This window comes from Sulfurimonas sp. (genome assembly GCF_034005705.1).
Classification (GTDB): domain Bacteria; phylum Campylobacterota; class Campylobacteria; order Campylobacterales; family Sulfurimonadaceae; genus Sulfurimonas.
In genome coordinates this window covers 21,672-43,027 of record NZ_JAVEUF010000006.1, presented here as the reverse complement: position 1 = coordinate 43,027, position 21,356 = coordinate 21,672, and the positions used below count along the sequence as shown (strand labels likewise).

Here is a 21,356-nt window from a genome sequence, read left to right as displayed (position 1 = left end):
CTTAATATTTGATGAGTTTATTTTATCTTTTTTATTATGTGGAAATAGTTTGGATCGTTAGCTTTATAGTATGGCTCAATAACGGCATTTTGATACCCTTGGGATGATGTTACCGAAAGAACTCTTCCGACTTTTAGCCCCTTGAAAAATATCTCATCTAGACCCGAAGTTATTACCTCATCGCCTATTTTTATATGATGCCACGCCGGTATGAATTTTACTACAAGATGTTCAGCACTGTTTCCGTGAGCTATGCCGGGAGCTCGCTCTTCACCTATATAAACTGCGTAGGAGCTCTTTATATCTCTATTTAAAAGCCCGAGTGCTCTTCCCTCTTGTGAGATAACGATCCCTGCAACAAGATCTTGGTATACAAGTCCGTAAACACGGGATGCGTTATAGTCGTCCACTTCAAGCCATACTCTGTTTAGATCGCCGAATTTCTGGTAGGAGAGGGTTCTTGTAAGTTCAACTCTCGGGTCTACTTTAAGTGTCGAGTTGTTCTCTGTAAAGAAGTCGTTTACCTCAGAGGAGAGCTGCTGCAATACCAGATGGCTGTTCTCATATTTCTTAAGCTTTTCGTTTAGCTCTTCTATATGTCTGGCCTGAAAAAAGTGTTTATCTATCAACTCTTGCATAAACTCTGTAGATGAGTGGTAGTTTGCTTTTATATTGTTAAGTGCCGAAATAAATGGCGCTTGAATAATGTTGGTATAGTATAGCGCACCCACAAGGAGTGCGGTGAACATTAGAAAAAAGCCGAGTAGACCCTTATTCATTTTCAAATAGTTCTTGCAGCAGGTCTATCTCTTCAAGTGCACGTCCTGTTCCTCGGGCAACTGCCAGAAGCGGCTCGTCTGCAACATAAACAGGGATCTTTACTATATCTGCCAAGAACTTGTCAAGCTGACGTATAAGTGCGCCTCCGCCTGTCAGTATGATACCGTGGTTTACTATATCACCCGCTAGATCAGGAGGCATCTGCTCCAGTACGTCACGTAGAGCTTCACCTATCTCTTTTAAAGGGTCTCTCATAGCTTCTCTTGCATCTTCGCTTGTCAGCTCCACTGAGCTTAAAAGCCCCTCTACCTGGTCTCTACCTGTGATTACCATCTTAAGCTCTTCATCTAACTGAACAGCTGTTCCTATTGCGATCTTGATCTCTTCGGCAACTCTCTCGCCTATAAGAAGGTTGTATTTTTTTCTGATAAAGTTCACAATTGCTTGGTCTATCTTGTCCCCTGCTGTACGGATAGATTTTGAAAGAACCAGACCTCCAAGAGAGACAACACCGATCTCGGTCGTTCCGCCTCCGATATCAACAACAAGGTTTCCTTGAGGTTCACGAATCTCAATTCCAGCTCCGATTGCCGCTGCCATAGGCTCTTCTATAAGGTAAACCTCTCTCGCACCTGCGCTAAGAGCAGATTCGCGTACGGCTTTGCGTTCAACCTGAGTCAGACCGTACGGTACGCAGATAATGACCCTAGGACTGATAAGAGAGCTTCTTCCATGCGCTTTTTCAATGAACTTTCTAATCATCTTCTCTGTAATGTCAAAGTCCGCGATGACACCGTCTCTCATAGGACGGATCGCTTTAATGTTGCCCGGAGTCTTACCGACCATCTCTTTTGCTTCTTGACCTACGGCTAGAACTCTTTGTCTTCCGTACTTCTCAGTTTTTACGGCAACAACGGAAGGTTCGTTTATTATAATGCCTCTGCCTTTTGCTATTACGATCGTGTTTGCAGTTCCCAAATCTATGGAAAGATCATTTGAAAATAGTCCAACTAATTTGTTAAGTATCATTATTCTGCCTTATGCTATTTGTTTAGAGTGTTTTTTTATGTAGACCGGAGCTTCCCCGTCGTCTATCACCGCTTTTGTTATTAGAACTTCATAACCGCTGTATTCAGGAAGTTCATACATGATATCTATCATATTCTCTTCTAAAATTGCGCGAAGTCCGCGAGCACCGGTTTTTCTTTTTATAGATTTTTTTGCGATGGCTCTTAGCGCATCCTCTTCAAAGTTAAGCTCAACATTGTCTATTGAGAAGAGTTTTTTGTACTGCTTTATAATCGAGTTCTTCGGTTCTGTTAAAATGCGTACCATATCATCTTCGGTTATCTCGTTTAAAGAAGCTATGATCGGGAGACGGCCTACAAGCTCAGGAATAAGACCGTAGTTTACCAAATCATCTGGCTCGACCATATCGTAGCTAAGTTTCTGTTCGTTTTTGCTCTTCTTTTCATGACCGAAACCAAGAACGTTCTCGCCCTGCTTCTTCTTTAGTATCTCGTCAAGACCGTCAAATGCACCACCGCAGATAAAAAGAATACCCGTCGTATCAACTGCAATAAACTCTTGATTAGGGTGCTTTCTGCCTCCCTTTGGCGGGATATTGACTACCGCTCCCTCGATGATCTTAAGAAGTGCCTGTTGCACCCCTTCACCGGATACGTCACGGGTAATAGAGCGGTTTTCGCTCATGCGGGATATCTTGTCGATCTCATCAATAAATACTATCCCTCTTTGCGCTTTTTCAACGTCGCCGTCAGCCGCTTGAAGCAGTTTTGTAAGAATGTTCTCAACATCTTCACCGACGTAACCGGCTTCAGTGAGGCTTGTAGCGTCCGCTATAGCAATAGGGACATTAAGCACTCTGGCAATTGTTTGAGCCATAAGCGTTTTTCCGCTTCCCGTAGGTCCTATTAGAAGAATATTGGATTTTGATATCTCTGTATCGTCGTCTTTAACATCTTGATTTTTAAAAATTCTTTTGTAGTGGTTGTAAACAGCTACACTAAGAAGTTTTCTGGCACGCTCCTGCCCAATGATATACTCTCCGAGAAATTCGTTTAGCTCTTTTGGAGTCATCAGTTTTGTGACTGCATCGACAAGCTCTTCGCTCTTTGATGATGCACTTTCATCTCCGAACATTATCTTGTAGGCAGAGACTACACAGTTTTTACATATATATACGCCGTTTCCGGCAATAAGAGGATTTTCATCGCTCTCCTGGGTGCCGCAAAAGCTACAGGCTCTATGAATCATAAATTTTTCCTCTCATTAGTTTATTACGGTATCCGGAGTAATTCCGCTACCTACGTTAACACTTGGTTCTCTTCGGCAGAGAGCCCAAAGCACTTGTGCTTTTTTAGTCATCGTTTTTCTTTCTTTCGTATGGTATTCCACGCTTTGTCTTTAGAATAAAGTTGCAAAGAGCTTGAACATGGTGGTTCTTACTTTTTTCAAGAAGTTCGTTCGCGACATCTTTTAGCGGTTTTCCTGCCTCAAAAAGATCTCTGTATGCGGACTTTAGTTCATCTATATCTTCACGCTCCAGATGTCTTCTAAGCCCCGTAAGGTTCAGACCTCTAAGTGTCGCACGATTTCCCTCCGCCATACAAAAAGGAGGTACGTCTTGAGCCAGAGCAGACGCACCAGCTACCATTGCGTAGTCTCCGATATGTACAAACTGGTGAATCGGCGTCATCCCGCCAATAACGGCATAGTCGCCCATCTCTACGTGTCCCGCTAGCGTAGCGGCATTTGCAAGGATGCAGTGGTTGCCGATGATCACGTCATGACCTATATGCACATATCCCATAAACAGGTTGTGAGAGCCTATGATCGTCTTTGCGCCGCCGCCCTTTGTACCCGGATTAAAAAGGGTGAACTCTCTGATCTTATTGTTGTCGCCGATAATAAGCTCGACATCTTCGCCGGCAAATTTAAGGTCTTGGGGAACAGAACCTATGACAGCATGTGAGAAGATATGGTTGTTCTTGCCGATAGTCGTTTTTCCGTAGATAGAGCTGCTCTGTTCTATCTTCGTGCCGTCGCCGATGGTAGTGGCTGATGAGATGAAGCAGTATGGCCCTATCTCAACGTTGTCGCCTATAACCGCACCATCTTCAATGATTGCCAAGGGGGAGATTTTATTCAATTATTTGCCTTTTCTTACTTATCGACGATCATAGCTTTTAGTTCAGCTTCCGATACTAAAACATCATCAACATAAGCTTTGCCGTCAAGTACCCAGATCTGGCCTTTGTTTTTTATAACGCTTATGCGGTACTCAAGTCTGTCACCCGGTTTTACGGGGTTGCGGAATTTTGCTTTGTCGATGCTCATAAAGTAGACCACTTTGTTTGCCGCTTCCTCTTCCGTCATTGTGCCCATGCTCTTAAATGCCAAGATACCGCCTGCTTGCGCCATCCCTTCTAAGATCATAACGCCCGGATATATAGGATGTCCGGGAAAGTGACCTTGAAATACGTTATCGCCGATAGTTACATTTTTAAACCCTATAAGAGACTCATTTTCTTTAATCTCGGTGACTCTGTCTAAAAGTAAAAAGGGGTAACGGTGAGGTATAATTTTTTGAATTTCCACAACATCCATAATCATCAGTAAAACCTTTGTAGTTTAATAAATTCGGTTATTCTACCAAAAAAAATATTATAGAATCATTAGTTTTTCTCTGGTGTCCTCATAAGTTTTGGCATCAAGCTCCACGCTCAGCTTTGTCTGGGGTATTTCATCCATAATAATTATCGGGCTTAGGTTGTGGTTTGTGTCTGTTAAAACATCTCTGAATTTTAGCTCTTTTTCAAAACTCGGAGGATTGAAGATGAGCTCTTTTGTGCTTTTGTAGTTTAAGCCGCACTCTGAGTTAAAGTGCTTTAGGGTTACAAACTTTATCTCTTCACGGTTAAAGTAACCGACGTTATTATGCAAAAAGTCAACTCTGCCCTGAGCTTTTTTTCTTGGAAGAGTTGAGTAGAAGAGTGCATGAGCGTCAATGACCTCCGTTTTACCCGATATGACTTTTAGGCTAAAGAGGCGGTAGTTTAAAAACTTCTCTCTTATGATCTTGTAGGCGATGTTTTTCTCTTCAAGCTCATTTCGGCGAGAGTATAGCTCAAGCCTCTCCTCTATGGAAGCGGGTAGAATTTGATTGGAAATTGGGGAGAACATCTCATCCATAAGACGTTCCTGCTGTTCGCGCTGCATGGTTAGCCCGTAGATGCAGCCGCAGTAGTCTTGACGGTAGAGCTGCTCCTCTTTCGTCACACGGCTCTGCTCCTGCGTTCCTCCATCTGCGCGGTAATCAAACGATATAAACTCTACTCCATGCTTTTTAAAGAACTCTTCGCCGCTGCGCGTAAGTTGCTCTTGCGATTTGAGAGGACTTACAAGAAGTGTTGTCGTGAAGCTTTTTTCGCCAAGTTCAAGCGCTTTTTTTGCACTCACTTCAAAGCGTTTGTCAAAGCAGACCTCGCATCTTTTGCCTTTTTCCGGCTCTCTCTCGAGCCCTCTTACCGCTTCTACCCAGTTCTCAAAATCATACTCTCCCTCAAGCAGTTCGATGCCGAGCATTTTACATGAGCGCTGTACGTCAAGAAGTCGAAGTTTATACTCTGAGTATGGATGGATGTTTGGGTCGTAGAAGAAGCCAGTGAGCTTCTCATGAGGGTAGTCATGCTGCAGCTTTTGTAGAAAAAAGTGGGAGTCTACGCTGCAGCAGATGTGTACTAACATTTAGTTTTAAATGTCTTACTGGCGAGTTTGGAAAATTTCAACAGACTCTATCGTGTCCTGACCTTTAATAGAGTCAAGAGTCGCAAAACTCTCTGCATCATTCTCTTCGATAGCGCCAAAAACAGTATGAACGCCGTCAAGGTGAGGAGTAGCTACAAAAGTGATGAAAAATTGGCTTCCGCCAGTGTTCGGTCCTGCATGAGCCATAGAGAGTGCTCCTCTTCTGTGCTTGGTTACATTTGTTTTGGTCTCGCAAGGGATCACCCAGTCAGGTCCGCCTGTTCCTGTTCCGTGAGGACATCCACCCTGAGCCATAAAGCCCGGGATCACACGGTGAAAATTAAGACCGTTGTAAAAGCCCGACTCTGCAAGATGCGCAAAGTTTGCAACCGTGTTTGGAGCTTCATCAGGAAGCAGCTTTATCCAGATATCGCCTTTGTTTGTCGATATCTTTGCCCACTGTAGCTTGTTTACCTCTTCATCGCTTAACTCGTATCTTCTTAATTTTCTGCCAAACATTTTTTGCCTTTTGTTATAAAAATTTTCGTAATTATAGTGAAATATTTTAAATAAGAGTTCTATTAAAAAATAAATGAGTGTATAATCCTAGATATGAAAATCAGATCACTATTTCAAAATATGACCATAAAACAGGCGGATATTTTTACCATCATAGTGATATTTCTGCTGAGTATGGTTTTTGTCGCTCTTTTTGTCGATGAGATGTACCAAGATTATGAGAGAGCCCTACAGAGCAGTTCGCTTATAAACAACGAGAAGCTTTTAAATCCCGAGCTGATAGAAGAGAACAAAAAAAAGTTAAAGTCTCTTCTGGTGAGAACCGCTCTTGCAGTCGTCACTCTCTCTTTTATAATTTTTGCGATATTCCTTGGCATAAACAATATCTTTAACAAGTTTTTACAAAGAGATACACAGACCTTCTTGAACTTTTTTAAAAAAGCGGTCGACCATGAAGAGGCGATAAACCCCGATGCCATATTTTTTCAGGACTTCAAAGAGATGGTCGGTTATGCAAATGAGATGGTAAGCAAGATAAATGAGCAGAAAAAAAGCCTAAAAGAGCTCAACCTTGGACTTGAAGAGAGGGTAAAGAAGAAAACGGCGGCGCTTTTGGAGATAAACAAGAACCTTGAGGAGCAGAAGTCCTTTTCGCAGGAGCTTCTAAAGGCGCAAAAGGAGTTTTTGCGCTATACCGTTCATGAGACGAACACGCCGCTTAGCGTGATACTTACAAGCATTGAGCTCTACCTTATGAAACATCCAAAAGACAGGGACCTCTCAAAAATAGAGGCTGCCGCAAAGAATATTTTCAGTATCTACGACGATCTGAGCTATCTGGTTAAAAAAGATCATATAGAGTATAAAAAAACGGTCGTAAATCTCAACAACTTTTTAAGCAGCAGAATAGATTTTTTTAGAGAGGTTGCAGAGTTTTCAAGAATAAGATTTAATTACAGCAACCAGGATGCGGAGCTGCATATATACTTTAACGAGACCAAGCTTCAGCGAGTTGTAGACAACACTTTGACAAATGCCATAAAATATACGCTTCCGGGTGAGGATGTAGATGTAAAACTTATAAAGACAGGTCCTTTTATAGAGTTTTTGGTAAGCAGCAGGTCAAAGATCATAGAGGACACAAGAAAAGTTTTTGAAGCCTACTACAGAGAAGAGAAGCAAAAAGAGGGCTTTGGGCTTGGTCTTAGACTAGTTAAGAGCATCTGCGATGAAGAGGGCGTTGAGGTGAGAGTAAGTTCAGACAATGAAAAGACCATTTTTAGCTATAGGTTTAAAGCGATGGGAGATTGATGAAGATACTGCTTTTGGAAGATGAGGTGATGCTGAGTGAGTCAATATGCGAATATCTTGAGAGTGAAGGCCATCACATAGAGAGTTTTTTTGACGGACTAAAAGCACTGGAAGCCATAAAAGAGAACGCCTACGACCTGCTTATCCTGGACATCACGGTTCCCGGACTTGACGGTCTGAGCTTCTTGGAGAAGATACATGATATGAAGATTCATGTACCTGCTATATATATAAGCGCTCTGGTTGACATAGAGGACATTTCGCGTGCTTATGATCTGGGATGCAACGACTACCTAAAAAAGCCGTTTCACCTTAAGGAACTTTCCCTTAGGGTAGAGAGGGTAAAGATACTCGATACAACGCCAAGAGTGCACCTGAGACTCTCAAAAAACTACAGCTACGACCAGGAACACTCAACGCTTCTCTTTAATCAAGAGACGCAGATACTCACTAAAAGGCAGTCCCAGATCATAGACCTTCTCTCAAGAAACAGAGGGCGCATAGTTGATTTTGAACAGTTTCAAAACTACGTCTGGAGCGAGCAGATAGTCGACAACGCCACCATCCGCGCCGAGATAAACCGCCTCAAAAAAAATCTCAAAGAGGACTTCATAATCAACGTCCGCGGGATGGGGTATATGATAGATAAGCCGTAATAATCCGCGCGGTTTATCTCTCTACTCATCCTCTTTTGGGGTTGCTTCTTGAATGGTCTTATAAAAATAGCCAAGCCCCACAAACATAATAGTTGTACCTATGAGCAGATAAAAAGCCGAGATCATATTTGAGAGGTCTTCAAGTGCGATCTTAAACACCACCATCAGGGTCTCTATGGAGAGGGCTATAATTATCGAGATAAGAAATTTTCCAAGTACCTTATACTGCTTATCTTCGGATTTATGAAATGACTGGTACATAACTTCATGCTCAAATATCTGTTTTGCAAGGTCGTAGATCGCCAATCCAAGCGTTATTGATATGATCGATCTAAATATGTCGTGTAAAAAATCTGATGCTTGCAAAGATGACATAAGAATAAAAAAGACAAACACGCCATAAGCGATTAGAGCTACAGAGACCAGTGCCAATGCAGTGGAACCAAAAAAGTATATAACGCGTTTTACTTTATCATGAAAGCTGTTGTACTCAATGAACTTTAGCTCCTCCAAAAGAAGAATTAGATCTATATCGAAAATAAAGTATGTGGAATCCACAAAATGAACTACCGAAATACTTGCTTTACCTGTTTTGTAATGGATATATGGATTTGAGATATAGATTCCGTTCTCATCCAGATGAAGCTTCATAAAGTAGTGGCTTTTGTCACTATTTATATGTGAAGAGTCAGCTCCTTTTTTGCACATAATAGGAGTTATCTGTCTGTACTCGGAGTTTACGCCGTACATAAGCTGAATATAGCGGTACTGTTTTAGTATGCTTTGTGCTTCTGTCATGTAGTCCTTTGGCAGACTGTCTATAAGTCTTTTGACAAAAGAGTCTACATTGATTTTTTGTTTTCTATATATATTGATAACTTCTTTCATCTTGAACCTTTCATTAAATATTAAGATCTCATTACAGATTCTCGCCAAAAAACCATTATAGTGTAAATATATTAGAGTTTTTTTCTGTTTGATGCAGAAGAGTTTTTCTTAAGCTAAATTAAAAATAGAAAAGAGTTACTGTTTTACACACTTTGCAGAACTAAAAATTCAAACTTTAATAATTAATGCTAATGCTACGTTCATGCTATTTTTCTATTTTAGGATTATGTTGTTTAATATAAAGGGAGAAGTATGAAAAAGGAGATAGCGCTTAGTATCGCGGCAATAGGATTTGTCGCATCTACTACTGCTCTTGGCGCGGCAGAAGATCTAAACTCGATGTTTAGCGAAGGAAAAGCAAGCGGTCAGGTTCGTATGTTCTATATAGATAGAGAGTATCAGGGTAGTGCGGGAAATAAAACGCACAGAGGTTCAACTGCTATAGGCGGGCATCTCAAATATGAAACAGCCTCTTTAAACGGACTAAGTTTGGGTGCGGCATTTTACACAACGCATGAGATAGATTCACGCAACACTGTAGACCCTACACTTTTTGGCAAAGATGATGATGGATACTCGATCCTCGGCGAGGCTTATTTGCAGTACAAGTACAAAAACACTACATTCAAAGGCGGACGTCAAAAGCTTGTCACTCCGATGCTCGGCGATGATGATGCGAGAATGATCCCAAATCTCTTTGAGGCGTATGTGCTTACAAACAAAGATATCGCAAACACGACATTGACACTCGGTCATGTGACAAAATTTGCGCAGGGAACTTTTGGTAGAAGTTATAATGCTGCAGCTGATGCTCCAAATGCGCTTTTGTCTGTAACGTCAGGTTACTCTTATGATGACAGTAAAAATCATGTCGGAAGTTTTACAAATGTAGGGACCTACGCGTTTGATGAAAAAACAGACGGCATAACCATGGCATCTGTTGTCTATACAGGCATCGAAAATCTTAAACTGCAGCTTTGGGACTACTATGCGCACGACATTATGAACATTATCTACGGTGAAGCAAACTACTCATGGAAATGTCTTGTAACGGATGCGCTTAAGCCTTACGCAGATGTGCAGATCATCAAAGAGGACTCTGTAGGCGATGAGTTTGCAGGAGAGATAGACAGTACATACGTCGCAGCAAAATTCGGTTTTAAGGTAGAGAATTTTGATCTTTCGTTCGCATACTCTAAAATAGGAGAAAATAGTGCGGCGGAACTTGCAGATGGCGGTTTGGCAAATGCTATAGTTACTCCATGGGGCGGTATGCCGGCATATACGCAGGGGATGGTGACACGCCATATGTTTATAGCGGGAACGGAAGCGGCAAAAGTGGCGGCATCATACAATTTCAAAGATATGGGTGCTAATCTTACGACAGTTGCATACTATACTGAGTTTGATATGGATGCAAACAGCGGATACGGTGTAGAGAGAACGGCGAGTGAAGCGGGATTTGATGCCATCTACAACCCTAAAGTTGTTAAAAACCTGCAACTTCGCCTACGCGGAAACTTTCCGAGAGCTTATGCCGAATCTGCAAGCGGAAAAACAGGTTGGAATGAGTATAGATTTATAGTAAACTATAATTTTTAAGGAGAATTAGATGCATAAAGATATAGTAGAAGTGGTCAAGAATGACCCGAATTATAAAGAGTTGGTGGCAAAAAGAACATCATTTTCAGTGATGCTCTCTATTATCATGCTTGTGGTTTATTTTGGATTTATTATGATGATAGCCTATTTTCCAGAGGTTTTAGGAACTCCGCTTTTCAAGGGTTCTGTAACGACGGTAGGGATTCCCGTGGGTATGGGAGTTATCTTCTTTGCCTTTATAATTACGGGCATTTATACTAAAAGAGCAAACGGCGAGTTTGATGACTTAAACAATAAAATCAAAGAGAAAGTGAAGGGAATGTAGATGATAAATAGAGTATTTTTATTTTTAATCCTCGGCTCTATCGCAGTATTTGCTTCTGGTGCCGCAACGGCGCCAAAAGAGCTTAATGTCTCTGCCATAGTTATGTTTCTTATCTTTGTTGGTGCTACTTTAGGTATCACTTACTGGGCAGCAAAACGTACAAAGAGCGCAAAAGATTTCTACACGGCGGGCGGTGGAATTACAGGTTTTCAAAACGGTATGGCTATAGCGGGTGACTATATGTCAGCGGCATCTTTTCTCGGTATATCTGGACTTGTTTATGCAAGCGGATATGACGGGCTTATCTACTCGATAGGGTTCTTGGTCGGCTGGCCTGTGATCCTCTTTATGATAGCGGAGCCTCTTCGTAACTTGGGAAAATATACATTTGCAGACGTTGCTTCGTATAGATTGCGCCAAACTCCTGTTCGTATACTTGCGGCGTTTGGTTCTATTACGACCGTTATTCTTTACCTTATAGCTCAGATGGTCGGCTCAGGAAAACTTATTCAGCTTCTTTTTGGTCTCAACTATGAAGTGGCGGTTTTCATCGTCGGTATTTTGATGATACTTTACGTAACGTTCGGCGGTATGCTAGCAACAACTTGGGTACAGATTATCAAAGCTTTCTTGCTTCTCTCGGGTGCTACGTTTATGTCAATCGCTGTTATGGCGCACTACAACTTCAACTTCGGGGAGCTTTTTGCGCATGCGGTCGAGCTTAAAGATGTCTCTATCATGGCTCCGGGTAAACTTGTAAGCGACCCGATCTCGGCCATATCACTTGCGGTCGCACTAATCTTCGGTGTTGCCGGACTGCCTCATATTCTTATGAGATTTTTTACGGTAAGCGATGCAAAAGAGGCGAGAAAATCAGTTTTCTATGCGACAGGATTTATCGGTTACTTCTATATCCTGACTTTCATCATCGGTTTTGGTGCTATCGTTATGGTTCTTGGCAAGCCGGAGTACTTAGACCTTGCAAAACAGGCTATTAGCGGCGGTTCTCCAATCCTTGGTGGCAACAACATGGCGGCTATTCACTTAAGCCACGCGGTAGGCGGCGACTTCTTCCTAGGCTTTATCTCGGCGGTTGCGTTTGCTACCATCTTGGCGGTAGTTTCAGGTCTTACACTCGCAGGTGCTTCGGCGATCAGCCATGACCTTTACTCTTCAGTTATTAAAAAAGGGCAGGTTGATTCGATTACCGAGATGAAGGTCTCAAAAATAGCGACAGTTGCTCTTGGAATCGTTGCGATTTTACTGGGAATTGCATTTGAGAGCCAAAATATCGCGTTTGTTGTAGGTCTTGCGTTTGCTATTGCGGCATCTGCGAACTTCCCGATCCTATTCCTTTCAATGTACTGGAGAGGTTTAACAACTCGCGGTGCGGTTATCGGCGGAAGCATAGGACTTGCAACTGCAGTAGTACTGCTTATACTCGGGCCTGCTGTTTGGGTGGATGTACTTGGAAATGCAGAGGCGATATTCCCGTATAAATATCCGGCACTTTTCTCTATGACTGTGGCATTTATAGCGACTTACTTCTTCTCTGTAACAGATAGTTCGCAGAGTGCCAAAGATGAGAAAGAGAAGTTTGAAGCGCAGTTTATTCGCTCGCAGACAGGTATCGGTGCAGAGGGTGCGGCTGAGCACTAAAATGAGAGTGAAAAATAGAGAGGGAGGATTTGATTTATGAGTATACTTGATCAGAGAAAGCTTATAGAGTCCATCCACCCTTTTGAGCTTTTAAACCCTATAACTATGGACAATCTTATGAAAAAGATCGACATAGCCTACTACCCAAAAGAGACTCTTCTCATCTCAAAAAATCTCCCATCCGTAGCTTTTTATATCATCATAAAAGGCTCGGTAAAAGAGATAATAGACGGTGAGATACATACACTTTTTAATGCCGGTGACAGTTTTGATGCAGATGCGCTCATCTATGAGAAGGCAAACGGAGATTTCATAGTAGAAGAGGACCTTATCTGCTACGAGATAAAAAAAGAGGACTTTATAGACCTTATGCAGGACAAAAGCGTTCAAGGCTACTTCTTAAAAGACTTCATCACTCGTCATCAGCATCTTAAAAACTACGCGACCCAAAGCGAACTGACGCCGTTTTTGATATCTCGGGTCTCAGATATTTTTCTGCACAAAGCATGTATAGTGGATGAAAAAGAGACAGTTTTAAACTCACTGAAGAAACAAAAAGAGTTAAAGACAAATGTCATAATAGTAAGATCGAAAGATGCTCTTGGCATCGTTACCGATACCAATCTAAGAGAGAGAGTCTTGCTTGAAGGAATCTCCATCGAAGATGAGATCGGCAAGATCGCTACGCCTAATCTCATCACTATAGAGAAGAGCGACTTTTTGTTTAACGCGCTTTTGCTGATGACGCAAAATGAGATAAAGAGAGTCGTGGTCATAGAGGGCGATGAGATAGTCGGAGTTTTGGAGCAGCTTGATCTGCTTAGCTACTTTGCTAACCACTCGCATCTTATAGCGGTTCAGATAGACAAAGCGCAAAATCTGGATGACCTAAAAGCCCTCGGAGGAGATTTTAAAAATCTTATAGTCTCGCTTAGGACAAAAGGGGTTAAGGTAAGATACATCACAAAACTCCTCTCATCTCTAAATGAGAAGATATATAAAAAACTCTTTGAGATGTGCGTAGACAAAGAGCTGCAAAAAGATTGCGCGCTTATTCTTATGGGGAGCGAAGGCAGGGAAGAGCAGACCGTAAAAAGCGATCAGGATAACGCTCTTGTTATCAGAGACGGCGTAGATGTCGAGCTCTACAGAGAGCCGATGATGGAGCTAAACAGAAATCTTCTTGAACTTGGGTTTCCGAAGTGCAGCGGAGATGTGATGGTAAGCAACGAGTTTTGGAGAAGAGATGTAAGCTCCTACAAGTCGCTAATAGATAAATGGACCTATGATATGAGCGATGAGAGCGTTCAGAACTTGAGCATATTTTTTGACTCAAAGTGTGTAGCCGGAGATTGTGCGCTGCTTAAAGAGCTGCGTTCTCATCTTCATCACAACTTCTATGCAAGAGATGATGTTTTGGCGCACATCGCAAAAGCAATACTAAATTTTGAGACGCCGCTCTCCATATTTTCCGGATTTGTAATAGAAAAAGAGCACAATAACAGGCTTGATCTAAAAAAAGGGGGCATCTTTGCCCTGGTTCACGGCATTAGAACTCTAAGTCTAAAGCATGCTATCGACGAGACGAACACTATAGAGAGGATCAAAGAGCTCAACAACATAGGGGTCATAGACAAAACATTTGCAACAGAGCTAATAGAGAGTTTTGACACTCTAAGTTCCATCCGTCTAAAGGCGATGCTGGAGGCAAAAAACATCGAGGAGAGCAACTATATCAACCCTAAGAACTTGGAGAAGATCGAGAGGGACCTGCTCAAAGACAGTTTTAAGATCATAAATAAGTTTAAAAAATTTATGAGCTTTCATTTTCATCTTAATATGGTCTCGTAACGATGCTCTCCTCTTTTATCTCAAAGCTAAAAGCAAAAGCAAATCGCTCAAAACTAAAAGACAGGAGCTTTGAGTTTCTGTTTGAAGAGGACAGAAGCGGAGAGTATGTGGTAATAGATACGGAGACCACCGGGCTTGATATAAAAGAGGATGAGATTCTCTCGATTGGTGCGGTCAAGATAAAAGATAACAAGATATTGACGTCACAGACCTTTGAGGTTTTTTTAAAAAACTCAAAAGAGATAAGTTCAAACAGCATAAAGATCCACAGGATCCGCCCGTTTGACCTAAAAGACGCAAAAACAACAAAGGAGGGCATTGTAGAGTTTTTAAAATTTATTGGTTCAAGACCGCTTATAGGATATTATCTGGAGTTTGATGTTGGCATGATAAATAAATACACAAAAGATATGCTTGGCATAACACTTCCAAATAGGATGATCGAGGTATCTGAAATATACTTTGACAAATCAATTTCTTTGATTCCTCAAGGAAATATTGATTTACGGTTTGATACAATACTTAAGAATTGCAATATCCCGAACATGGGAGCACACAATGCCGTCAATGACGCTATTATGACGGCTATGATATATTTAAAATTAACAAAAGGAAGTAAATGATGAATAGAGAAGTTTTTAAACCAAACCCAGAGTTTGCCAAAGAAGCAAGAATAAAAAATATGTGTGAATATCAGGCATTGCAGGATGAAGCAATAAGAGATTATGAGGGCTTTTGGGGCAGATTTGCAAAAGAGAAGTTAGAGTGGATAGAGCCTTTTCATACAGTGCTTGATGAGAGCAACTACCCGTTTGTTAAGTGGTTTGAGGGCGGAAAACTAAATGTTTCTTCTCAGTGTATAGATAGACACTTAAAGAGCAGAAAAAATAAAGCTGCGATAATTTTCGAGGGTGACAGAGGCGATAAGCAGATCATCACATATTTGGAACTTTACTATAATGTAAACCGTTTTGCAAACCTGCTTAAAAATGAGTTTGGCGTACAAAAAGGCGATCGTGTCGTCATCTACATGCCGATGATTCCTGAAGCTGCTTACGCGATGCTTGCATGTGCTCGTATCGGGGCTATTCACTCTATCGTTTTTGGTGGTTTCTCGGCTGAAGCACTACGTGATAGAATTGTTGATGCAGAGGCAAAAGTGGTTATTACTGCAGATGGTGCCTACAGAAAAGATAAGCCATATATGCTAAAGCCTGTTGTTGATACAGCGCTTGAGGGTGAAACACCGGTGAAAAAAGTTTTAGTTGTTGAGAGAAATGGTGAGGATATCACATGGGTTGCAGGGCGTGACTACTCTTACAATGAGCTTATCAAGCATCAAGAGGTTACTTGTGAGCCTGAGGTGATGGACGCTGAAGACCCTCTTTTCCTTCTCTATACATCAGGAAGTACGGGCAAACCAAAAGGTGTACAGCACAATCAGGCAGGTTATATCCTGTGGGCGCAAATGACTATGGAGTGGGTTTTTGATGTAAAAGAGAACGACACTTACTGGTGTACGGCCGATGTAGGCTGGATCACAGGACATACATATATAGTTTACGGACCGCTAGCAATGGGCGCGACGACCATTATGTTCGAGGGAGTTCCGACATATCCTGATGCAGGACGTCCGTGGAAAATGGTTGAAGAATATAAGGTTAACCAATTCTATACGGCACCTACAGCTATTAGAGTTCTGCACAAAACGGGTGAGCATGAACCATCAAAGTATGACCTCTCAAGCCTAAAAGTTCTGGGAACAGTTGGAGAGCCGATCGATCCGCCGGCATGGAAATGGTACTATGAAGCTATCGGCGGCGGCAAATGTGCGATCGTTGATACTTACTGGCAGACTGAAACAGGCGGGCATATCGTATCTCCTCTGCCTGGTGCGACACCTATCAAACCTGCGTGCGCAACATTCCCTCTTCCCGGTATCATAGCTGAGATACTAGACGAGAATGGAGCAAAAGCAGAGGTTGGCGAGAAAGGATTTATGTGTGTGACACGTCCATGGCCGTCTATGATAAGAAATATCTGGGGAGATAATGAGAGATTTGTAAAATCATACTTCGGTGATGTTAAAAAAGAGGGCAAGCCTGTTTACTTTACAGGCGATGGCGCTATGTACGATGAAGAGGGTTACATCACTATCACAGGCAGAACTGATGACGTCATCAATGTAAGCGGTCACAGAATGGGTACTGCAGAGGTAGAAGCAGCTATCAAGAAGCATCCAAACGTAGCGGATGTCGCAGTTGTCGGTAAGCCGCATGAGATAAAAGGCGAAGGTATCTTCGCGTATATCGTACTAAAATCAGACAGCGGTATAGCGGATGAGGTAGAAGAGGTAAAAGCTATCAACAAAGTTATCCAAAAAGAGATAGGAAATATCGCTCTTTGTGATGATGTCGTCTTTGTTCCGGGCTTGCCAAAGACACGCTCAGGTAAAATTATGAGACGTATTTTGCGCTCAATCGCAAAAGGCGAAGAGATCACTCAAGATACCTCTACTCTTGAGGACCCATCAATAGTTGGTACTATCATTACTGCAGTTCAATCTTGCAAACTCTAAAACTGTAGAGTAGAACTTTCTACTCTACAGCCTTCTTCAAATAGATTCACCAAAATAAAAATGGTACAATTTCATCTAAATATCAATTTAAAAGAGAACTTATGCAACTTTGCGTAGCACTTGACTTACCCACAAAAGAAGAAAATCTAGACTTAATTCATAAGATCAAAGAGTACGATATCTGGCTAAAAGTCGGACTTCGATCATATATTCGCGACGGAGAAGAGTTTTTAAAAGAGATTAAAAAGATAAATCCTGATTTCAAGATATTTTTGGATCTGAAGCTCTATGATATTCCAAATACTATGGCAGATGCCGCAGAGTCTATTATGGGGCTTGGCGTTGATATGTTTAATGTTCATGCAAGTGCCGGAAAAAGAGCGATGCAAGAGGTTATGAGCAGGCTTGAGAAGTACGAAGATCGTCCGATCGTTTTGGCAGTAACGGCTCTTACATCTTTTAGCGAAGAGGAGTTCGCCCAGGTTTATGACGCCTCGATCTCAAAAAAAGCAGACCAATTTGCAAAGGATGCGTATGAGAGCGGACTTGACGGAGTAGTCTGCTCCGCCTATGAGAGTCTGTCTATAAAAAATATCACAAACAAAGATTTTATGACTCTCACACCGGGGATACGCCCGTTTGGAGAGGATGCCGGAGATCAGCAAAGAGTAGCAGATGTTGCGTATGCAAAGAGTGCAGATGTAGATTTTATAGTTGTAGGACGCCCGATATATAAGTCTGATACCCCTTCAGAGGTGGTTAGAAAAATATTGAAGCAATTTTAAGTTATATATTATCTATATGTGACTATAATTGCACCCTCTAACGGATAGGTGGGTGAGCGGCTGAAACCACATCCCTGCTAAGGATGCGTACGGGTAACTGTACCGAGGGTTCAAATCCCTCCCTATCCACCACCAAAAATATCCAACTCCATCTATAAAAATCAATAAAATTTGTGAAAATAAGCTATACTTATGAGAATAGTTATGTTCTTGTTATATTTATAAACTATTATTAATTTTATAAAAAATAAAAATTTTAGGGTGCGTTATGTTTGTAAAAGATATGAAGATGCTTATAAAGTATGCAATCGAGCTGGACATTTCAGGACTGGAGTGTAAAATAGGCTATAAAGGGGATGCCATTTTAAGACTAAGTTCAAGTGATCCTGATACTTTGCAAAAGATCCAGTCATTTTGCTCAAAAGCAGATATAGAGTACAAGGTAAGCTATAACAAAGCAAGGGCGACCACTGATATATTTTGCGTTTTTCCTGCTGATACATATGATCTAAAATAGTAAAAGAGATCAATTTCCGTCCATAATGATAAATACTCTTTGTGATATAATCCCCTCTACTAAAAAAAGACAAAAGTGATTTATGTTTGCATCCGAGATAAACTCTATTTTAAACAACAAAGAGAAGCTTCTTACTCAAGTATATTTTGATCTGCAGAGGCACTTTGAGGATAAATACGGGCAAGATACCGTTGTTTTTATGGAGATAGGGACCTTCTTTGAAGTCTATGAGATAAACAACGATGAAGAGCAGGTCGGAAAAGCAAAAGAGATCGCCGAACTCTTAAATATTCAGCTGACCAAAAAAAATAAGAACATCATAGAAAACAGCGACAAAAATCCTCTCTTGGCAGGAGTTCCCGCCGTCTCTTTTGAGAGATACTTAAGCCGTCTTATTTCGGAGCAGAAGTATACGGTAGTGGTTATAAAGCAGAAGGGGAACCCTCCAAAGATAAGCCGCTATGTATCGCAGATCGTATCTCCTGGAACAAATTTTGACTACATCATCGACAATGACGACAACTATATAGTATCAATACTAGTTGACAAGCATAAAGGCATCTACACCGTAGGCTACAGCGCGATCGACGTAACTACAGGAAAAACGTGGCTTTATGAGAGTCACGGAACAAGTGAAGACCCCTCTTATGCGCTGGACGAGCTTTTTAATCTGCTAAACACCTACCGCACCTCAGAGGTCGTTGTGACATTTTTGGACGGAGTTGATGACCAGCGTCACGTCATACACTATCTTGAGATCCCGGAACACTACAACTACAGCGTTAACAACAAAAGACAAAAGATAGAGTTTCAAAACAAGCTCTTTAAAGAAGTGTATCAGATACAATCGCTCCTCTCTGCCATAGAGCATCTGGATCTTGAGAGAAGCCCTATGATTACCGAGTCGCTTGCCATACTCATTGACTTTGTGATCGAACATGACATACACATTATCCAGAAACTGGACTACCCTAAAATTATAGACAACCGCCGTTTTATGTATCTTGGCAACAGCGCGCTTGAACAGATGGGCGTTATATCAAGAGACAAAAAAGAGTTCACGCTTCTAAAGATGCTTGATAAGAGTGCGACGGCAATAGGGCGCAGACTTTTAAAAGAGAGACTCTTAAACCCTATTATGGAGAGGGAGGAGCTTGAGAGAAGATACGACCTCATAGAGAAGGTCTCATCCCACACAAGGTATCTTGATGAGATAATGCGCGGAGTTTATGATCTTGAGAGGCTCTCGCGCAGACTTGATCTTGGTAAACTGCACCCCTTTGAGATGAACCATATCTATGACTCTATGCTGAGTGTAAAAGAGCTGATAAGATATGCAAAAAAACATAAGATACAAAAGATTCCCTTTCATGAGAGCGAGGTCGATGAGTTCTTAAGAGAGATCACAAAGAGCATAGATCTTGATGTCTCCCGCCGTTTTACGAATGCAACGGTTGATGAAAACTTTTTGATGAGCGGCGTCGATGAGGCGATAGACACTTTGGTAAAAGAGAACAGGACTTTTTACAGTGCATTTGAAGATATTGTGGCAAAGATCGAACTTATGCTTGAGGGCGCAAATGCGCTTAGTGGCTCCAAGCTGGTCACTTTAGGCTTTTTGGAGAAAGAGGGGTACTATATCTCTCTTAGCAAAAACAGATTTTCGATGATAGAGAGTGAGTTTAAAAGATCTGAGGATTTTAAAGATTTTGCGGTTAAAAAACTGACAAACAACGTAAAGATAACATCTAGCTTTACCGATGAGATATCAGACACCATTATGAAAAACCGCCGCAAGATAATCACTCTTGCAAAAGAGAGGTTTGTTCAGCTTCAAGGGGTTTATGAGAGGAGATACTCTCTTCTTTTTGACAGAGTGATAAACTATGTAGCGGATCTGGATGTCGGTGTGAGCTCATCCAAGGTCGCCGAGATGTACAAACACTCAAGACCTATGATAGTAGATGTTGAGGCAGATGAGAATTTTATGCAGATAATGCAGCTTCGCCATCCGCTTATAGAGATCCAGCAAAACTGCGGTATCTATGTTCCAAATGACATAGTCATGGGAGAGCGTTCATACATGGACCTTCCTCATCCTACTACCGTTATGCTCGACTCTTCACTGCATGACGGACATCAGATCAACGGGGTCTTGCTCTACGGCATAAACTCAAGCGGAAAATCTTCGCTTATGAAAAGTATCGGACTTGCGACGCTCATGGCTCAAGCCGGTTTTTTTGTAAGTGCCTCGGTTATGAAGTTCTCCCTTTTTGATTCACTATTTACAAGGATCGTATCAAGAGACAACCTTGCAAAAGGACTCTCTACTTTTGCAGTTGAGATGCTGGAGCTTAAAAACATATTTAACCGTGCAACCGTGCGCTCACTGATCCTTGGAGATGAGATAAGTCATGGAACAGAGACGCTATCTGGCGTTGCCATAGTCTCAAGCGCCATCATAAAGCTTTCATCTCTGCGATCTGTGTTTCTCTTTGCTACGCATCTTCATCAGCTCTCGACCATGCAGGAGATAAGAGCGCTTAAAAATGTCGTAGACCTGCATCTTAGCGTTGAGTATGATGAGATGGCAGATAAGCTTATATTTAACAGAGTCCTTCAAGCAGGAAGCGGAAGCAGTATATACGGGCTGGAGTTTGCAAAGTCTCTTCACATGGACAGTGAGTTTTTGGATACTGCAAACAGGATCAGAAAAAGACTTGCAAATGACTTTGATGAGCTAGAGCTTCTTGTAAAGAAAAAAACAAGCAAATACAACAAAGAGCTCTATGTGACCAAATGTATTATCTGCGGTGCAATGGCCGAGGATGTGCATCATATAAACCATAAGTCATTAGCAGATGCCAAAGGTTTTATTGATCACTTTCACAAGGACTCCAAGCATAATCTTGTTCCGCTGTGCAAAGAGCACCATAAAGCGATACATGAGGGTAAAATAAGGGTAGATGGGTTTGTTATGACAAGCAACGGCTTAGAGTTGAAGTATGAGGAGCAGCTGCGCCAAAAAAGTGAGCAAAAAGATATTGAACCCGAGATAAACGAGAAAAAAGGGGAGACAAATCCAAAAGGATTCGCCTTGGATGATTGGGATTAG

The 21,356-nt window shown here is 41.7% G+C and carries 19 protein-coding genes and 1 tRNA gene; 12 read left to right on the top strand and 8 right to left on the bottom strand.

Going from position 1 to position 21,356, the window contains the following annotated elements; all coding sequences use genetic code 11:
- Positions 1 to 17: 17 nt before the first annotated feature.
- From mreC to RBR61_RS04665, 7 genes are all read right to left on the bottom strand, one after another.
- Positions 18 to 779 carry a rod shape-determining protein MreC gene (gene mreC, locus RBR61_RS04695; protein WP_320342413.1) on the bottom strand — a complete coding sequence of 254 codons (762 nt, stop codon included), beginning with the start codon at positions 777 to 779 and terminating at the stop codon, positions 18 to 20.
- Positions 772 to 1,809, bottom strand: a complete 1,038-nt coding sequence (locus RBR61_RS04690; protein ID WP_320342411.1) for a rod shape-determining protein — start codon at positions 1,807 to 1,809, stop codon at positions 772 to 774. The genes mreC and RBR61_RS04690 overlap by 8 nt, the downstream gene beginning before the upstream one ends.
- Before the next feature lie 9 nt (positions 1,810 to 1,818).
- Complete coding sequence (gene clpX, locus RBR61_RS04685; RefSeq protein WP_320342410.1) at positions 1,819 to 3,057, bottom strand: ATP-dependent Clp protease ATP-binding subunit ClpX; 1,239 nt, start codon at positions 3,055 to 3,057, stop codon at positions 1,819 to 1,821.
- A 103-nt stretch (positions 3,058 to 3,160) separates the two neighbouring features.
- Positions 3,161 to 3,952 carry an acyl-ACP--UDP-N-acetylglucosamine O-acyltransferase gene (gene lpxA, locus RBR61_RS04680; RefSeq protein ID WP_320342409.1) on the bottom strand — a complete coding sequence of 264 codons (792 nt, stop codon included), beginning with the start codon at positions 3,950 to 3,952 and terminating at the stop codon, positions 3,161 to 3,163.
- Between the two features lie 14 nt (positions 3,953 to 3,966).
- Positions 3,967 to 4,413, bottom strand: a complete 447-nt coding sequence (gene fabZ / locus RBR61_RS04675) for a 3-hydroxyacyl-ACP dehydratase FabZ (RefSeq protein WP_320342517.1) — start codon at positions 4,411 to 4,413, stop codon at positions 3,967 to 3,969.
- Between the two features lie 54 nt (positions 4,414 to 4,467).
- On the bottom strand, positions 4,468 to 5,550 hold the full coding sequence (locus tag RBR61_RS04670; RefSeq protein WP_320342408.1) for an epoxyqueuosine reductase QueH: 1,083 nt from the start codon (positions 5,548 to 5,550) through the stop codon (positions 4,468 to 4,470).
- Between the two features lie 15 nt (positions 5,551 to 5,565).
- A complete protein-coding gene (locus tag RBR61_RS04665) occupies positions 5,566 to 6,069 on the bottom strand; it encodes a peptidylprolyl isomerase (RefSeq protein ID WP_320342407.1) in 504 nt (167 codons plus the stop codon).
- Positions 6,070 to 6,162: 93 nt separating this feature from the next.
- On the opposite strand from RBR61_RS04665, the gene RBR61_RS04660 reads away from it, so the two are divergent.
- Both RBR61_RS04660 and RBR61_RS04655 read left to right on the top strand, forming a co-directional pair.
- Positions 6,163 to 7,380, top strand: a complete 1,218-nt coding sequence (locus RBR61_RS04660; protein ID WP_320342406.1) for a HAMP domain-containing sensor histidine kinase — start codon at positions 6,163 to 6,165, stop codon at positions 7,378 to 7,380.
- A complete protein-coding gene (locus tag RBR61_RS04655; RefSeq protein WP_320342405.1) occupies positions 7,380 to 8,036 on the top strand; it encodes a response regulator transcription factor in 657 nt (218 codons plus the stop codon). Before RBR61_RS04660 ends, RBR61_RS04655 begins: the two co-directional genes overlap by 1 nt.
- Before the next feature lie 21 nt (positions 8,037 to 8,057).
- Here the strand turns inward: RBR61_RS04655 and RBR61_RS04650 are convergent, their stop codons facing one another.
- The gene (locus RBR61_RS04650) at positions 8,058 to 8,924 is read right to left on the bottom strand and encodes a hypothetical protein (RefSeq protein ID WP_320342404.1); all 867 of its coding nucleotides are present in this window, start codon (positions 8,922 to 8,924) and stop codon (positions 8,058 to 8,060) included.
- Positions 8,925 to 9,176: 252 nt separating this feature from the next.
- On the opposite strand from RBR61_RS04650, the gene RBR61_RS04645 reads away from it, so the two are divergent.
- The 10 genes from RBR61_RS04645 to RBR61_RS04600 all read left to right on the top strand — a co-directional run bounded on the left by RBR61_RS04645 (position 9,177) and on the right by RBR61_RS04600 (position 21,356).
- Entirely contained in the window at positions 9,177 to 10,526 is a 1,350-nt protein-coding gene (locus RBR61_RS04645) for an OprD family outer membrane porin (protein ID WP_320342403.1), read from the top strand.
- Between the two features lie 10 nt (positions 10,527 to 10,536).
- Positions 10,537 to 10,851 (top strand): DUF485 domain-containing protein, encoded by a 315-nt coding sequence (locus RBR61_RS04640; protein ID WP_320342402.1) that lies wholly within the window; start codon positions 10,537 to 10,539, stop codon positions 10,849 to 10,851.
- Positions 10,852 to 12,510, top strand: a complete 1,659-nt coding sequence (locus RBR61_RS04635; protein ID WP_320342401.1) for a cation acetate symporter — start codon at positions 10,852 to 10,854, stop codon at positions 12,508 to 12,510. It abuts the gene before it with no gap.
- A 36-nt stretch (positions 12,511 to 12,546) separates the two neighbouring features.
- Positions 12,547 to 14,361 (top strand): putative nucleotidyltransferase substrate binding domain-containing protein, encoded by a 1,815-nt coding sequence (locus RBR61_RS04630; protein WP_320342399.1) that lies wholly within the window; start codon positions 12,547 to 12,549, stop codon positions 14,359 to 14,361.
- A 2-nt stretch (positions 14,362 to 14,363) separates the two neighbouring features.
- Positions 14,364 to 14,984, top strand: a complete 621-nt coding sequence (locus RBR61_RS04625) for a 3'-5' exonuclease (RefSeq protein ID WP_320342396.1) — start codon at positions 14,364 to 14,366, stop codon at positions 14,982 to 14,984.
- Positions 14,981 to 16,939 carry an acetate--CoA ligase gene (gene acs, locus RBR61_RS04620; protein ID WP_320342394.1) on the top strand — a complete coding sequence of 653 codons (1,959 nt, stop codon included), beginning with the start codon at positions 14,981 to 14,983 and terminating at the stop codon, positions 16,937 to 16,939. The genes RBR61_RS04625 and acs overlap by 4 nt, the downstream gene beginning before the upstream one ends.
- 101 nt (positions 16,940 to 17,040) lie before the next feature.
- Entirely contained in the window at positions 17,041 to 17,724 is a 684-nt protein-coding gene (gene pyrF, locus RBR61_RS04615; RefSeq protein WP_320342392.1) for an orotidine-5'-phosphate decarboxylase, read from the top strand.
- A gap of 42 nt (positions 17,725 to 17,766) precedes the next feature.
- Positions 17,767 to 17,856: transfer RNA gene (locus RBR61_RS04610), tRNA-Ser, on the top strand.
- 136 nt (positions 17,857 to 17,992) lie between these two features.
- Complete coding sequence (locus RBR61_RS04605) at positions 17,993 to 18,241, top strand: hypothetical protein (protein ID WP_320342391.1); 249 nt, start codon at positions 17,993 to 17,995, stop codon at positions 18,239 to 18,241.
- Positions 18,242 to 18,323: 82 nt separating this feature from the next.
- Entirely contained in the window at positions 18,324 to 21,356 is a 3,033-nt protein-coding gene (locus RBR61_RS04600) for a DNA mismatch repair protein (RefSeq protein WP_320342390.1), read from the top strand.